Annotated in this window: 11 protein-coding genes and 2 pseudogenes; 9 read left to right on the forward strand and 4 right to left on the reverse strand. The window is 69.3% G+C overall.

Annotated elements, in window-relative coordinates; genetic code table 11:
* Nucleotides 1-101: 101 nt before the first annotated feature.
* The 4 genes from ACQPZP_RS17985 to ACQPZP_RS18000 all read left to right on the forward strand — a co-directional run bounded on the left by ACQPZP_RS17985 (nucleotide 102) and on the right by ACQPZP_RS18000 (nucleotide 6,375).
* Nucleotides 102-4,478, forward strand: coding sequence for an NACHT and WD repeat domain-containing protein (locus tag ACQPZP_RS17985; RefSeq protein WP_433478758.1), 4,377 nt, complete (start codon nucleotides 102-104; stop codon nucleotides 4,476-4,478).
* Nucleotides 4,475-4,873, forward strand: coding sequence for a hypothetical protein (locus ACQPZP_RS17990; protein WP_433478759.1), 399 nt, complete (start codon nucleotides 4,475-4,477; stop codon nucleotides 4,871-4,873). The genes ACQPZP_RS17985 and ACQPZP_RS17990 overlap by 4 nt, the downstream gene beginning before the upstream one ends.
* Nucleotides 4,855-5,157, forward strand: coding sequence for a hypothetical protein (locus tag ACQPZP_RS17995; RefSeq protein WP_433478760.1), 303 nt, complete (start codon nucleotides 4,855-4,857; stop codon nucleotides 5,155-5,157). Before ACQPZP_RS17990 ends, ACQPZP_RS17995 begins: the two co-directional genes overlap by 19 nt.
* 231 nt (nucleotides 5,158-5,388) lie before the next feature.
* Entirely contained in the window at nucleotides 5,389-6,375 is a 987-nt protein-coding gene (locus tag ACQPZP_RS18000) for a hypothetical protein (RefSeq protein WP_433478761.1), read from the forward strand.
* A gap of 666 nt (nucleotides 6,376-7,041) precedes the next feature.
* Here the strand turns inward: ACQPZP_RS18000 and ACQPZP_RS18005 are convergent.
* Nucleotides 7,042-7,260, reverse strand: coding sequence for a hypothetical protein (locus tag ACQPZP_RS18005; protein WP_433478762.1), 219 nt, complete (start codon nucleotides 7,258-7,260; stop codon nucleotides 7,042-7,044).
* Nucleotides 7,261-7,485: 225 nt separating this feature from the next.
* Here ACQPZP_RS18005 and ACQPZP_RS18010 point away from each other — a divergent pair, with 225 nt between their 5' ends.
* Entirely contained in the window at nucleotides 7,486-8,604 is a 1,119-nt protein-coding gene (locus ACQPZP_RS18010) for a hypothetical protein (protein ID WP_433478763.1), read from the forward strand.
* Between the two features lie 205 nt (nucleotides 8,605-8,809).
* Here ACQPZP_RS18010 and ACQPZP_RS18015 read toward each other — a convergent pair.
* Together ACQPZP_RS18015 and ACQPZP_RS18020 are read right to left on the reverse strand one after the other, a co-directional pair.
* Nucleotides 8,810-9,205, reverse strand: a pseudogene (locus tag ACQPZP_RS18015) (recombinase family protein); the annotation flags it as partial.
* Between the two features lie 33 nt (nucleotides 9,206-9,238).
* Nucleotides 9,239-10,171 carry an AraC family transcriptional regulator gene (locus tag ACQPZP_RS18020; protein ID WP_433478764.1) on the reverse strand — a complete coding sequence of 311 codons (933 nt, stop codon included), beginning with the start codon at nucleotides 10,169-10,171 and terminating at the stop codon, nucleotides 9,239-9,241.
* Between the two features lie 116 nt (nucleotides 10,172-10,287).
* Between ACQPZP_RS18020 and ACQPZP_RS18025 the strand changes: the two genes are divergently transcribed.
* The 4 genes from ACQPZP_RS18025 to ACQPZP_RS18040 all read left to right on the forward strand — a co-directional run bounded on the left by ACQPZP_RS18025 (nucleotide 10,288) and on the right by ACQPZP_RS18040 (nucleotide 13,163).
* Nucleotides 10,288-11,115, forward strand: coding sequence for an NAD(P)H-binding protein (locus tag ACQPZP_RS18025; protein ID WP_433478765.1), 828 nt, complete (start codon nucleotides 10,288-10,290; stop codon nucleotides 11,113-11,115).
* Nucleotides 11,116-11,125: 10 nt separating this feature from the next.
* Entirely contained in the window at nucleotides 11,126-11,521 is a 396-nt protein-coding gene (locus ACQPZP_RS18030; RefSeq protein ID WP_433478766.1) for a VOC family protein, read from the forward strand.
* Between the two features lie 530 nt (nucleotides 11,522-12,051).
* Complete coding sequence (locus tag ACQPZP_RS18035) at nucleotides 12,052-12,606, forward strand: hypothetical protein (RefSeq protein ID WP_433478767.1); 555 nt, start codon at nucleotides 12,052-12,054, stop codon at nucleotides 12,604-12,606.
* A gap of 56 nt (nucleotides 12,607-12,662) precedes the next feature.
* Complete coding sequence (locus ACQPZP_RS18040; RefSeq protein WP_433478768.1) at nucleotides 12,663-13,163, forward strand: hypothetical protein; 501 nt, start codon at nucleotides 12,663-12,665, stop codon at nucleotides 13,161-13,163.
* 43 nt (nucleotides 13,164-13,206) lie between these two features.
* Here ACQPZP_RS18040 and ACQPZP_RS18045 read toward each other — a convergent pair.
* Nucleotides 13,207-14,117 (reverse strand): annotated as a pseudogene (locus ACQPZP_RS18045) (SAM-dependent methyltransferase).
* Nucleotides 14,118-14,198: the final 81 nt, after the last annotated feature.

Raw genomic sequence — 14,198 nt, forward strand, 5'->3', positions numbered from 1 at the left:
GCCGCCCGGCCCCGGCGGGCCGGGCGGGCCGGGCGTGGCCGAATCGAGCCGTTCGCTGATGTGGGCGTCCCCTGCCATGTGCAGTGGACGATACTCACGACGTGGGGGCGACCGGGGCGGGGGACGACCAGCAGCACCTGATGCGCGAGGGGGTACGGGCGCGGGTCGTCCGGCTGGCGCGGACGACCGGCGCCACGGGACGCCGCTGGTCTTCTCCGGTGCTGCTGGCGGTGTTGTCGGCAGGAGCGTTCGGACCACTGCTGACCTCGGGGCTGGGCGCGGCGGCGGTGACGGCCGCGGGGGTCGGGGCGGTCACGGCGGTCGGCGGGAACGTGCTGACCGATGTGGTGAAGGACGGGATCGCGCGGCTCGGGGAAGCCGAGGAGGAACCGTCGCGCGAGGATCTGGAAACGGAACTGGAACGCCGGATCCAGCAGGTTCTGGAAGAGGGCGGGCAGAGGGCGGAGTCACTTCGGGGCGACCTCGCCCGAGTGCTGCGCGAGGTCGGCGTGGTCGGCGCCGCGATCGAGGCCGCGATCCACACCGGTGACCGCGATCTGCAGGCGGAGTTGGCAGCCGGGCTGGCCGCGATGGGACAGGAGTTCACCGAATTCGCCTTCATGCTGGGCGATCTGCGCGTCCAGCTGGGGATGATTCGCGAGGGCCTCGACCAGCAGAGCGTCGACTTGCAGGTCGCCGTGGACCTCGGATACCAGCAGGCCGTCGACACCCGCCGGCTGATGGGGCTGGTCGAGGTGATCGAGCGGCGCACCGGCACAGGAGACGGAACAGCTCCCGCACGGCCTAGATGGAGCGGCGATGCCCCGTATCGAGGTCTGCTGCCTTTTCACAAGAGCGACGCCCCGATCTTCTACGGGCGGGAGATGCTCACCACCCGGCTCGTCAGTGCTTTGGCGCGGCGACCGGTCACCGCCGGTCCGCTGGTGGTGACGGGCGCGTCCGGCGCGGGCAAGTCGTCCTTGCTGCGCGCGGGACTGCTCCCCGCGATCAGCGAAGGCGAGCTGTCGGATGCGGCCCGTGACTGGCCCCAGCGCGTCGTCGACGGACTCACCGGCTCCCCACTGGCCAGACTCGCCACCAGCCTGGCCGGACTGGTCGGTCTCAGCGCCCCCACGGTGCTGCAGAGCCTCACCGATCATCCCGACCAGGCCCACCTGCTGATCAGGCAGGCCGTCGAGGCCGACGCCGTCCGCCGCCGCCTGCCGGGCCCCGCGGCGGCCGATCACAGGCTCATTCTGATCATCGACCAGTTCGAAGAACTCTTCCGCATCGACTCCGGGGACGGCGGAGGCGAGCAGGCCGCGGCGGAACAAGCGGCATTCGTCACGGCCCTGCACACGGCCGCGACCGAACCGGCCGGCCCCCGCAACGTCCCCGCCGCGCTCGTCGTGATCGCGGTACGGGGCGACTTCATCGACCGATGCTCCGAACACCCCCGGCTGGCGGCAGCGATCCAGGCCGGCCCTTTCGTCGTCGGCCCGATGTCGGCCACCGAACTGCGGCACGCGATCAACGGACCCGCCGACGCCGCCGGTCTGAGCATCGAGGCCGGACTGGCCGACACCATCCTCAGCGAACTGAGCACACAGACGGGGCACCTCGGCCCGGGCGTCCTGCCGTTGCTTTCGCAGACCATGCTCACGATCTGGGAGAACCGCGACGGTGATCGGCTCACCAGCCGAGGCCATGCCCGCACGGGCGGTGTGACCCGGGCCGTGGCGACCAGCGCCGAGGCCGCCTTCGCCGAGCTCACCAGCGAGCAGCGGACTCTCGCCCGGCAGGTGTTCCAGAACCTGACCGCCGTCTCTACCGACGGCCTTCTGAGCCGCCGCACCATGGCGCGTACCGCCCTCAGGACCGCACACGGCGCATCGGAGAGCGCCGATATCGACCGGATTCTGGAAGTCTTCGCCGGTCGTCGACTCATCGTCGTCGACACCGAGAAGGTCCAGATCTCCCATGACGCTCTGCTCCGCGCGTGGCCGCGGCTGCGCCATTGGCTGGACGCGGACATCGCCGATCACGCCCTGCGCAGCCAGCTACTCGATGACGCCAGGATCTGGCGCGACCATGAGGACAACGGGTCGTACCTGTACCGGGGACTCCAGCTGGCCACGGCCCGGCAGGCGGCGTCCCGCTGGACCGAGGACCAGGATCGCCACCCGCCGCTCCCCGCCGTCGCCGCGGATTTCCTCGCGAGAAGCAGCCGGGCGGCTCGATCGGCCGCCTGGCTCCGCCGCGGCACGGCGGTCGGCCTCGTACTCCTCACCGTCGCGGCCATCACCGCGGCCGGCGCGGCCGGCCGCAACGCCCGCGACGCCGACCACCAGCACTCCATCGCCCTGTCCCGTCAGCTCGCGGCGCAGAGCCTTACCGCCCAGCCCGTCGCGGCGAGGCAGTTGGCGGCCGCCGCCTGGCGCGTGGCCCCCACGCCCGAGGCCGGCAATGCCATCACGTCCCTCCTCGCCCAGCAGCGCACGACCCTGGTCGGCCACACCGGACCGGTACATGCGCTGGTGTTCAGCCCGGACGGACGGCTGCTCGCGAGCGCCGGCATCGACACGACACTGAGGCTGTGGGATCCCGTAACAGGCGACCCCGTCGGTCCGCCGATGAGCGGTGGCGTCCAGATGTACGGCGTGGCGTTCAGCCCGGACGGCCGGGTCGTCGCCACAGGCGGCGCAGGAAACGAGGTCCGGTTCTGGGACCCGAAGACCGGCCGCTCGACCGGGCGGCCGGCGGCCAAAGCCGGCGCATGGGTCACCGGAGTGGCCTTCAGTCCCGACGGACGGCGCGTGGCCAGCGCAAGTCAAGACGGCATGGTCGAACTCTGGGATCCGAAGACCGGCCGCGAGATCGGCGCACCGTTGCGGGATCCCGCCAGCCGTCCCTCGCCCCTCCTCTCCTACAGCTTCCCGGAGGGGCTGAGCTCGGTGGCGTTCAGCCCGGACGGCCGACTGGTCGCCGTCGGCGGGAACAGTGGCGTGACACGGCTGTGGGACCTCGGCACCGGTCGCGTCCTCCGAAGGCTCAAGCATGGTTCCGCCGTCCGTGCGGTCGCTTTCAGCCCGGACGGCCGCCGTCTGGCCACCGCAGGGCTTGACGGCGCGGTCCGGCTCTGGGACCCGGAAACCGGCCACGCGACCGGAAGCCCGCTGACCGGCCATATCGACGAGGTCACAGGCGTCGCGTTCAGTCCGGACGGCCGCCGCCTCGCCACCGTGGACGGCAACGGCACGGCACGCCTGTGGGACCCGGATACCGGCCGTATGACCGGAACTTCGCAGACCGGTCACACCGGTGACCGGTACACGGAGGCCTACTACCCGGGGCTCGTCCAGGCGGTGGCGTTCAGCCCGGACGGCCGGCGGCTGGCGACCGGCGGCGTCGACACGACGATCCGGTTCCTGGACGCCTTGCCCCGGCGTTCGTCCGACACGATTCTCACCAGCTATCGCACCGACGTCCGCAGCCTGGCCTTCGCCGCGGACGGCAGGACACTCGCCACTGGGGACGTCAACGGCTCCGTGAGCCTGTGGGACAGCCGAACCGGCTCCCTTTCCGGCAAACCCCTCACTGGTCACCGAGTCCAGGTCACCGCGCTGGCGATCAGCCCGGACGGCAGCAGGCTCGCCAGCGGCGACTTCGACGGCAGGGTGGTCCTGTGGGACCGCAAGACCGGCCGCCAGATCCGTGCATGGGGTGGCATGCAGGGCTGGGTCACCCAGTTGACCTTCAGCCCCGACAGCCGGTTCCTGGGCATCAGCATCAACGGTTGGGACACAAACGTGTGGAACGTGAACCCGCCGAAGTATTTGTTCTCGGTACCACCACGCGACGCCAGGCACATACCAACATGGGGCGGCCTCAGCCCAGACGGGCGCCTCCTCGTCACCACCGAGGGGACCGGCGCCGTACGTCTTTGGGATCCGCGCACCGGTCACCCCGTGGACACACTGACGGCTGGAAGGCGCAGCGGCGCGCACACGGCCGTGTTCAGCCCGGACGGCCGGTTACTCGTCATTGGTGCGGTCGACGGCACCCTTCAGTTCTGGGACTTGCGGACCCGCCGCCCGGTCGCCGCCCCGGTCCACGCCTCCAGCGGGAGCGTGCGAGCGCTGGCCTTCAGTCCGGACGGCCGGCTCCTGGCCAGCGCCGGGGCCGACCCCGACAACGCGATCCGGCTCTGGGATCCGCGGACCGCCCACCAGCTCGGTGCGCCGCTGACCGGCCACACCGGCCGGATCAATGCGTTGACGTTCAGCCCGGACGCAAGGACGCTCGCCAGTTCCAGCGACGACCATACGGTGCGTTTCTGGGACCCCGCTCTGCACGTCGACCCGGTACGCAGCATCTGCTCGAGATTCGGCCCGCTTCCCGCCGCGCTGTGGAAGAGATTCGTGCCCGGTGAGCCAATGCCCGATGCCTGTCGATCCTGGTCAAGGAGAAAGCGTTGATCGAGACGGTGTACCGAACCAAGGACTTCCCTGTCGCGGAGCGATTCGACTATTGGCACCAATGGATGAGCCAGACTCACTCCCCGGTGGAAATGACCAGTGAATATTCCGCGAATTTCCGTGCGTGCACACGCGTCCTGCGCCTCGGCGACGTGATCATCTGGCCGTCCCACGTCCAGCCATTGGTCTCCCGGCGGACGGCGGACCTCATCAGATTCTCCGACCCCGAGACCTACAATCTGACGCTCATCCTCGAAGGAATGGCCGGAGCCGCCTGGAGCGACCGTGAAGCCCAGTACGGTGTTCACGGCCTGCACGGTCAGAACTCCTCAGTTCCGTGCACCGTCTGGGTGGGACGGGACGCGCGGACCTGGCGGTGCCGGCCGGTTTCCTGACCCGTCTCTGTGCCGATTTCAGTGGTTACCGGCCGGCCGACGGTTCGCGCCTCGGCGTCGTGCTCGCAGATCTCGCCTCGGCTCTGTTCGCGCACGCCCTCGAAGACGAACGGGTCCTCTCACCCGAGGCTCATCGGCGAACCCTGGTCCTGAGAATCCGCGCCTTCATCGGTCGGCATCTGCACGACCCGGACCTGTCGACACAGGCCGAGCCGGTCGGCCCGACGGCGCCCTGCCCGACCATGTCGCCAACCGAAGAGACGCCCAGCCCCGAGTCCTCCTGATCGGCCTGTATCGGACGTGGGCGGTGCCGAGTGGAGAGTGATTCAGGTCATCCCATGGGTCAACTGGGCTCCTGGGGAGAGAAATGGCCGGGCGGCCGGCGAGTGCACCATCCCAGGGGCTGGGCGAGAGGACGCAGCGACCTTCCGCAGTGGTCGCGGACGACCTTGGTTTGTCGGTTGATCGACCATCGGACGACGCGCGGGCGGTGGCGGCGTCGTTACCTTCCGAGCATGCGACGACCTGGACCGGCAATAGGCCTGTTTCTCCTAGCCCCGTTCGTAGGGGAATTCCTTCTGGGAAATCTCACGGGTCCCGATCTGGCATTGGGCGTGTTCTTGGCGCCGCTGTACGGTTGCGGGGCCCTGCTGGTACGCGAGATGGGGCGGCGCAGCGGAGGGTGGCCGACGATGGTGCTTTTGGCCGCGACGTACGCGCTGATCGAGGAAGGGCCGGTCGACCAGTTGCTCTGGAACGACGACTACTCCGGCCATGACTATCTCTCCGGTGACTCCTACATTCCGGTGCTCGGGATGAGCGTCGAGCTCACTCAGGCGATCCTGGCGCTCCACACGGTGTGGAGCATTTGCGTTCCAATCGCGATCGTGGAGGCGTTCGCGAAGAAGCGCGGCCCGTGGCTGGGCCGCACCGCAATGACGGTCACGGCCGTGTTCTATGTGCTCGGCGCGTTGCTGGTGTTCTTCGGTAACTACAGCGAGGAGCACTTCCTGGCCTCGCCGGCCCAGCTCATCGAGATCATCACCGTCATCGTCGGGCTCATCGTGCTCGCGTTCCTGATGCCGCTTCGGCGGCTGCCCAGAGTGCGCGGGCGGGTGCCGTCCCCGTGGATGGTCGGCGGGGCGGCACTGGCCTTGACCAGCGCCTATATGGGGCCGTCGACACTGGTCACGGCCGGATGGTACGAGTGGATCGGCGTGGTGGTGTGGTGCGTCGTGGTCGCCTGCGGTGTGCCGCTGGTGTCTCGTTGGTCGCGGCGGGACGGCTGGGACGGGCGGCACCGCTTCGCCCTCGCCGCCGGCGCCACGCTGACGTACGTGTGGACCGCGTTCCCGACCCGCCCGGAGGGCGGAGGCTCACTCACGGTCGACCTGGCGAGCAATGCCGTGTTCGGCGCCGTGTCGATCGTTGTCCTGGTGCTGGCCGGACGGAGGGTCGCCACGCGATCCGATCGATCACCAGCGGCAGTAGGTCCGACGTAACCGCCATGGAAACGGCCGCAGGCGACCAAGGAGTTGCTGCGGGTGGTCGTCGAGCGCCTGCGTGATGCCGATGGCTACGGAGGCGATGCGGCGGCCGAGGCGTCGTCCGGGCCATGGCGGCAGCGGCGCGTCGTGCAGCATCCGCGCGGCGGTACCCGCTGCGGCCCACCCCGCCAACGGACGCGATCGAAGGCTCGCCGAGTGCCGTCCCTGGGAGGGCTGTCGGGTGCGAGCACGGGCGCCCCGCGCCGCAGGACCTCCGGAGTCGGGATCGGTGCCAGAGCCCTCGCCCTCAACGTCGGTGCACGCTTGGTCAGCGTCGATCTTTAGGAACACGTCGATGGCGGGCAGGGTCACACGCTCGTGATGGGCGACGACGACCTCGACCTCTCACGTCGGCCATATCGCGGTGACCACCGTCGCCGTCGCCGGGATTATCGCGTGCGATCGCGCGGCCGACCGTGTCTCGCTTCCCGGCCGCCTCGTGTACGACATCGAGCTCTGACCAGGTCAACGCCACTACTTTTCGGCACCCATTCCGGAATGGACGGCGGGCGCCCAAGGGCCGGTGGGCGAGAACGCCGCAGCCGAATCCATCGTGGTCGCCGGCGCGGGGAAGGATCGGCGCGTCCCGCTGGTCCTTCCGCGCCGCCTTCGGAACCTGGGTCATCCCCGGCGGGATGCTGATGCTCTGTCTTCCTCATTGGCCCTGTTCACCGGGGCCGGGGAGATGACGATGGGGCGAAGGAGTTCAGCGAGCAGGCTGGTGGTGCCGCCGGCGGCGGTGCCGGCTGACAACAGCGCCTGGGCGAGCGAGTGGGACGACAGAAAGGTGAGCGTGCCGGCGGTGACGCCGACGACGCAGGCGATCAACAAGATCACCACGGTGCGCAGGCCGATCGAGCGGATCGGGCCGGTCAGATGGTGCGACGAGTTTGTGCATGGAGTTCTCCTGTGGCCGATTACCGGAGCATGGCCTCCAGCAAGCCAGTGCGGGCGGCGGTTGCACCACGCCGCAACGATCGCGCCCCGGGGAGTTGCGGTAGATGGCAACACCTGGCCCGGTGAACGGGATGGAGGGGCCGGGCGCGGGGGCCGATGATGGGGGACATGACCGACATCGCCCCTCGCTCTCCGGCAGGTCCCGGGCCCCTCGGTGCGTTGAAGCCGCTGGACCCTGAACTCAGCCCCGAGGTGCAGGCGTGGGCGCAGGAGGTACGCACGCTGTGGTCTGCGGTAGGAATGTCGGTGAACCGCTTCGCCCGTCTGAACCACATCGACAAGGGCACGGTCTCGCGCTACCTCAACGGCCGGCGCGTCCCAGGGGACCGCTGGTTCCTGGACCGGCTGCTGGCGATCCAAGCAGAGAAGGGCAAGCAGGTCTCCCCGCAGGTCCGCGAGCACCTGACCGGGCTGCAGTTGGAGGCTTTGCAGGCCGCCCATCCCCACGAGTACCGGGTGCGGCTGGTCCGGGACGAACTGGACGCCGCCGTGGTGGGCCAGCGCGAGGCCGAACGTTACGCCGCCCATCTGGAGCACCAGCTCGCCGACCGCATCCGCCAGCTCGACGAGTTCGCCGGCCGCCATGGCCGACTGAAAGCGGCCTGGGACGCCGACCGGGCCGCCATGCAGGAGGACAGAGACCACCTCACCGCCGAGATCGCCGACCTCGCACACCAGCTTGACCACGCACGCCAACGCGCCACCGACACCGAACAACGCTGCCAGGAACTCGAACAGCTCCTTGATCAACTGGAAGAGCCGTCCCCGCCCGGCCCGGCAGATCCGTTGCCCGACGTCGATTTCACCAGCCCCGTCAGCGTGGCCACCCTGCTGACGGCGTTATGGGAAGTCGGGGCGGCCAAGCAGGCGCGGGCGCTCGCCGATCGGGCCGTCACCGGCTGCCCCGTCACCCACCCCGCTGGCGTGGCCACCCTGCTCAAGGCGATGTGGCAGGTCGGGGCGGCCGACCAGGCGCGGGCGCTCGCCGACCGGGCCGTCACCGGCTCCCCGGTCAACGACTTCGACGCGGTCACCACCCTGCTGAGCGCGATGTGGGAGATAGGAGCAGAAGAACAGACGCGGGCACTCGGCAACCGCAGCCGGCAACAGCAAAAGGCCGTCACCAAACCGGAGATTCCACAAGCGCCTCCTCCACCCCGGCACACCCATTCGGACCCCGATGCAACTTCACCCGACCTGCAGATGACGTCACTGTTTTCGTTCTAAGCCGAAACCTTCAAACTCAGCACCGCGCGTGCCTCGGTCTACGACGCCCCTGGCACAGTTGCTGAATCGTCTCGCTGCCGGCAGAGTTCGGGCCGGCTGGTGGCGCGGGCGTACCTGATCCGCACGTGCCTGGCCGGTTCGGCGCCGGCCGCTGCCGGGCGGGGCAGGTCGATCCAGGAAGTCCCGGTCTTGCGGATCGGCGAGGTCAGAACTGCGTGGTGACCTCAGTCTCGGGATCATCGGCGAGGGCGGCGGTAGAGGGTGGAGCGCCCGATGCCCAAGTGGGTGGCGATGGCGGTGACCGATTCGCCGCGGCCTCGGCCGCCAGGCCGTCCAGGGTGCGTTCGCGGATGAGGTCGTGCTCCGTCTCCGCGGCCATCGCGGCGACCATGAACAGCGTCTTGTCGGCGATGGTCTGCCCGTTCGGCTGGTGCACGCCGGCGCAGGGGCCGCTGAGGATCTCCAAGTTGATCAGGCGGGCGTGTAGCTCGTCCTCCAGGAGCACCAGCAGCTCCTTCATCGACCGGGCGATCCGGTCCGGTTTGTAGATCACCAACGTATCGCCCGGCTTGAGCATGCCCAGGGTGGTACGCAGCTTGGGCCGGGCGCCACGGGTGAAGGAGTGCGATTCGGGTCAAACAGCCTGGTGCGCATGTCCGCGCCGGTAGCCGCCCGGCGGGACGCCGAACTCGCGCTTGAACGCCTTGGCGAACGCGAACTCGGAGGTGTAGCCGACGTGCTCGGCCACGGCCCGGAGCGGGATGTCCGACTCGCGAAGCATGCGGCCCGCGTTGGTCATCCGCCACCAGGTCAAGTAGGCCATTGGCGGCTGTCCCACCAGCGCGGTGAAACGCTGGGCGAACACCGACCTGGACAGGCCGCCGCGCGCCGCCAGTTGCTCGACCGTCCAGGGATGCGCGGGACGGGCGTGAATGTCGTGCAGGGCTTGACCGATCGCCGTGTCGGCGAGCGCTCCCGCCCACCCGGACGGGGCCGCGTCGCTCCGCTCGTCCAGCCAGGCCCGCAGGATGTAGAGGAGCATCGCGTCGACCAGCGGGGGCACGATGCCGTCCCTGCCCGGACGTCGCAAGTCGAGTTCGGTGGCGAGCAGATCGACCAGACGCCCCAGCTCGGCCCGCCTGGCAGGCCGGGCGGGCAGGTTGACGAGCTCGGGCAGTTCCCGCATCAGCGGATGCGACCGCGTCCGATCGAGCTGGTAGGCGCCGCAGAGCAGGATCGCTTCCGCGCCCGGCCCGTCCACGTGCACATGCCCGATTGGCGACGACGGGTCCTCGCGTTCCGGAACGAAGTCGATCAGTGGCGTCTCCGGAGTGTCGGCCAGACCGTGCTCGTTCCCCTCGCGGAGGAAGACGACGTCCCCCGGACCCAGCCCGACCGGGTCTCCACCGTCGGCGGGCAGCAGCCAGCAGGCGCCCTTGAGCACGACGTGAAAGGTCGTCCCGGTGACCGCTGGGAACCGCAGCCCCCACGGTGCCCGCACGTTCGTGCGCGCCGAACGGGTCCGCCCAGTGCGCAGCGCGCCCAGCGCGTCCGAGAGCACGTCCATGCCCGTACCCTACCTCCGGGTGTCACGGATGTTCAGACATGAAGTTAGGACTTTCAAGCATTCATCATCCGGATAGTCGGCCGTATCTTCGAGTCATCGAACGAGGGAGAAGGGCAATGACCGTTCTGGTGATCGGAGCGACCGGGAAGACCGGCAGGCCGGTGGTCGAGGCGCTCACGGCGCGCGGCGTCAAGGTGCGTGCGGCGAGCCGCAGGCCGGGTGCGAGCGGGGTCACGTTCGACTGGGCCGATCGGGACACCTGGGCGCCTGTGCTCGAAGGCGTCGAGGGGCTGTACCTAGTCCCGCCGTACGCGGTGCCGGACGGGGCCGGGCTCGTTCGCGACCTGCTCGCCGCCGCGCCCGACGTCCGCCGGGTGGTGCTGTTGTCGCTGCTGGGCGTTGATCTGCTGCCGGATGTGATCCCGATGGCCGCATGGGAGGGCGAAGCACGTTCCTCGGGCAAGGAGTGGACCATCCTGCGGCCGAACTGGTTCCAGCAGAACTTCGGCGAAGGCTTCGCCCCGGCCCTCCGTGAGGGCGGAACGCTGGAACTCCCCGCCGCCGACGCCGCTGTGGCGTTCGTCGACACCCGCGACATCGCCGATGTCGCCGCTGCCGCGCTCACCGAACAGGGTCATGCCCGAAAGGTGTACGTTCTGACCGGTCCCCGCGCCCTGTCTCACGCGGAAGCCCTTCACGTCCTCGGCGAGGCGGCGGACCGGAAGCTGACCTACACCGCGCTGGACCCCGGCGCATTCGCCGACGGCATGCGCAAGGCCGGTGCCGATGACCGTTCGGTGACGTGGCAGCGAGGTCTGTTCACGCTCATCCGCGATGGTGAGAACGCGGTCGTGACCGACACGGTGGAACATGTCACGGGCCACCCCGCACGCCCCCTTGAGTCCTACGCCCGGGAGAATGCCTCCATCTGGCATGATCAATAAGGAGACCACTGTGGCCAGCGGCATCTATCCGATCATCGGCTGCGAGGACGCTCCCGCCATGATCGAGTGGCTCACCCGTGTCTTCGGCTTCCGGCGGCACACCGTGATCGAGGGAGAGAACGGTCTGATCGCACACGCCGAGCTCACCCTCGGCCCCGACGCGATCGTCATGCTCGGCTCGATCCAGAACGACACGTTCGGCCTGCGCGTCCCACGCGAGATCGGTGCGATGACGGGCGGCGTCTATGCCGCGGTCGACGACGCGCGGGCGCACTACGAGCACGCCAGGTCCGAGAGCGCCGAGATCATTCAGGAACTCACCGACAACGGCTTCGGCCTCCGCTACACCGCGCTCGATCCCGAAGGTCAGCTGTGGGGTTTCGGCGACTACCGCCCGGCACCGTAAGAGGGTGTTGAAGAGCCTCGGAGATCCGCCGCATCTACGGGCCCCAAGAAAGAGGCCCTCCGCGCCCTGGCCATCGAGATCGAACTCCTCGAAACCCCCTGAAGGGCGGCGTGCGTGGGCACGTAGGTGGTCTTGCCGGCGGACGGGGGGCCGGTCACCGCGTACAGCTTCAGGGCCTCAGCTTGTCCATCATGGCGCCTCGTGCTCGGTGCCGGCGCTGGTGATGAATGTGGCCTCGTCATTAACGGTGTGGTGCACCTCGGGCATGGGCGGGCGCATCCCAGCACACCCTCGGTATCTGTCGTCTGCCGATTGGAGCCGCCTACAACCGCTCCCCCCGGCGACCACACGCAGTCACTGCGGCCCCCACCCATGCGGAGAACTGGCGATGGTTGAATACGCGAGCTCGCCAGCCCGGGACCAACCGGTCGGGAACCGGGACGATTTCGACATGGAACACGAGAGTCAGCCATGGCGATAATCGTCTCGCTATGGAGATGAGGAACCGGGTTCTGAGCACTCTGAGCGCCGTGATCGTCGGCATTGCCGTCGGGAGCGCTTTCACCTACAACGGCATCGGCCATGCGAACGCCACCGGCACCCAGGTGCGGGCCGTACGATCTCCCTGCAACCTCGCGCCACCGGGCCTGGTCGGGCGGCTGCTGCCACACGCGGCCATCAGCTCGGAGGACCGCTACCTCAACCCAGGTGAGAAAGGGTTCGCGCAGGCGTCCTGCAGTTTCCAGGAGGTCGGCGAAGCGACCCACCTCGATCTCGATGTACGGCGGTCGGGCCCGAAGATCGTGTACAAGTCCAAGGGGAAGAAAGAGACCGAACCAGCCGCGCAGATCGCGCAGGAGGACTTCGAGAGGAGCGTCACCGGGCTGCGGCAGAAGTGCTCGATGTCGCCCGTCAAGGCTGGGGAGCAGGCGTTCGCCTGCCGGGCCGGTGATACCGACGCGGTGAAGTACCTCGTGCTCGCCCGCAAGGCCGACCTGGTGGTGACCATTTCTGAGGAGCCGGCCATCCCCGGTCAGGAGGACCTGTTCAGGCAGATCGCGCTGGCCGTGCTGGGGTCGGCATGACCAGGCGACAGGGCGCCCCTTCGACCTCCGCCCGGAGGCTCCCCGCTGAGGGGCGCATGCTGTTCGGTGGATTGTTCGCCGGCATCACGGTGGGCGCCTTCATTACCGGGGCCGGTTTCCTCAGCGGGCTGCTGCCACCCGGAACACCGCACAGGCTGCCCAACCCCTGCCGCACCATCAACGTTGCCCGGCTTGTTCCAGGCAATGTCCAGCCGATCAGCGGCGGCGGCCGGGTGATCGGGCAGTGTTCGGCGCGTACGCCGTCCACAAGCGCCACCGGGTACAGCGCCGTGGAGATCGAGGTGACCGAACAGCCGACGGAGATGCAGTCGCGCGGCTGCACCGCGCTGGCCGCGCTCGGCACCGTGCGGCACGTCGGCGGGCTGGGCGACGCGGCCTGCGCGGTGACCGAGGACGGCAGGCTGCGGATCACGACCGTGCTCGTCCGCCGTGCCGGCCTCCGGGTCTACCTTCGGTACAGCAGCGAAGCCAAGGACGCGGCCGCGGTCGAGCGCGACGCCCTGGACACAGCCCGCCGGGTCACCTCCGCTCTCTGACCTGGCATCCGTCGACGCCCTGACCCTGGCGGCGCAGCAGCGCCTACACCTGAGCCGAGGAACACCGAGCTCGGCTCAGCAGCCGCGGCATCCGCCGCCTCCACTCCGACCCTGCTGCTCCCCACGCCAACGGCCCGGTCACCTCGGCGCGCCATCCAGCCACGACCTCACCGTTGCGCATACGAGTCCAGACGGAGATCGACCGCAGTGAACACAAGCACGACACCGTCGCGCCGTGCATGATCCTCATGGTCAAGTAACTCGACCAGGGGGTTGCCTGGTTCGACGCCTGCACCGCCTTCGGTGGGCGCATCGACCGCCGCAGCGGGGCCCTGCCGCTGGATGCGGTGGGGTCAGGGTCGTCTGAGGATGCCGCCGTACTCGCACAGGTCGGAGCCTTCGGAGCACCCCTCGAACGGCTGGAGAGCCCGATCCACGGTTGGAGCGGAGGCTGGACCGGGTTGGGGCGCCAGTGCTTGAGGTTGACCAGACCGGGGTCGATGGGGTCCAGGCCGTCGAGCAGGGCGGTGAACTCGGCGGGGGTGCGCGATTGCCAGGCGATCCCGGCGGCGTCAATGGCGTCGGCGAACGCCCGGCCGCGCATGGGGTCATCGCAGACCACTCGAGAGGCGGCGATAGGGCTGCCGGGGGCCGCGTGGTCGATGACGGCGTGGAAGGTGTCGCCGGCCCCGGCCAGATCGGGGCCTGGGTTGTCCTTGAGATGGTGGCCGACCGACAGGTAGAGCACCGCGATCGGCTGGGCGAAGTCGATCAGACCGACCAGGTCGGGGTGCTTGAGGATCGCGGGTCGCGCATGTCGGCCTGGATGATCGTGGTGGAGCGGTCGTCGGCGAGCAGTGCGCGGCCGTGCGCCAGCACGATCGGGTCGGTAATCCCGGCACCGCCCCGCTCGACAGGAGCGGTCAGGCGGCTCTTGGACGCCACCGTCCTCACGGCGAAGTGGGCTTGGCACTACCCCCATTGACGTCCTGGCCCTACGGCCCGCCGGGTGCCTCCGGTCCGAGCATTGGTGGC

Source organism: Spirillospora sp. CA-142024 (genome assembly GCF_050942325.1).
Classification (GTDB): Bacteria; Actinomycetota; Actinomycetes; order Streptosporangiales; family Streptosporangiaceae; genus Spirillospora.

What these genes read in the sequence shown, in the direction of transcription:
- ACQPZP_RS18000 (WP_433478761.1), top strand. Translation starts at nt 5,389, where the DNA reads ATGCGACGACCTGGACCGGCAATAGGCCTGTTTCTCCTAGCCCCGTTC.
- ACQPZP_RS18040 (WP_433478768.1), top strand. Translation starts at nt 12,663, where the DNA reads ATGCTGTTCGGTGGATTGTTCGCCGGCATCACGGTGGGCGCCTTCATT.
- ACQPZP_RS18020 (WP_433478764.1), bottom strand. Translation starts at nt 10,171, where the DNA reads ATGGACGTGCTCTCGGACGCGCTGGGCGCGCTGCGCACTGGGCGGACC.
- ACQPZP_RS18025 (WP_433478765.1), top strand. Translation starts at nt 10,288, where the DNA reads ATGACCGTTCTGGTGATCGGAGCGACCGGGAAGACCGGCAGGCCGGTG.
- ACQPZP_RS18010 (WP_433478763.1), top strand. Translation starts at nt 7,486, where the DNA reads ATGACCGACATCGCCCCTCGCTCTCCGGCAGGTCCCGGGCCCCTCGGT.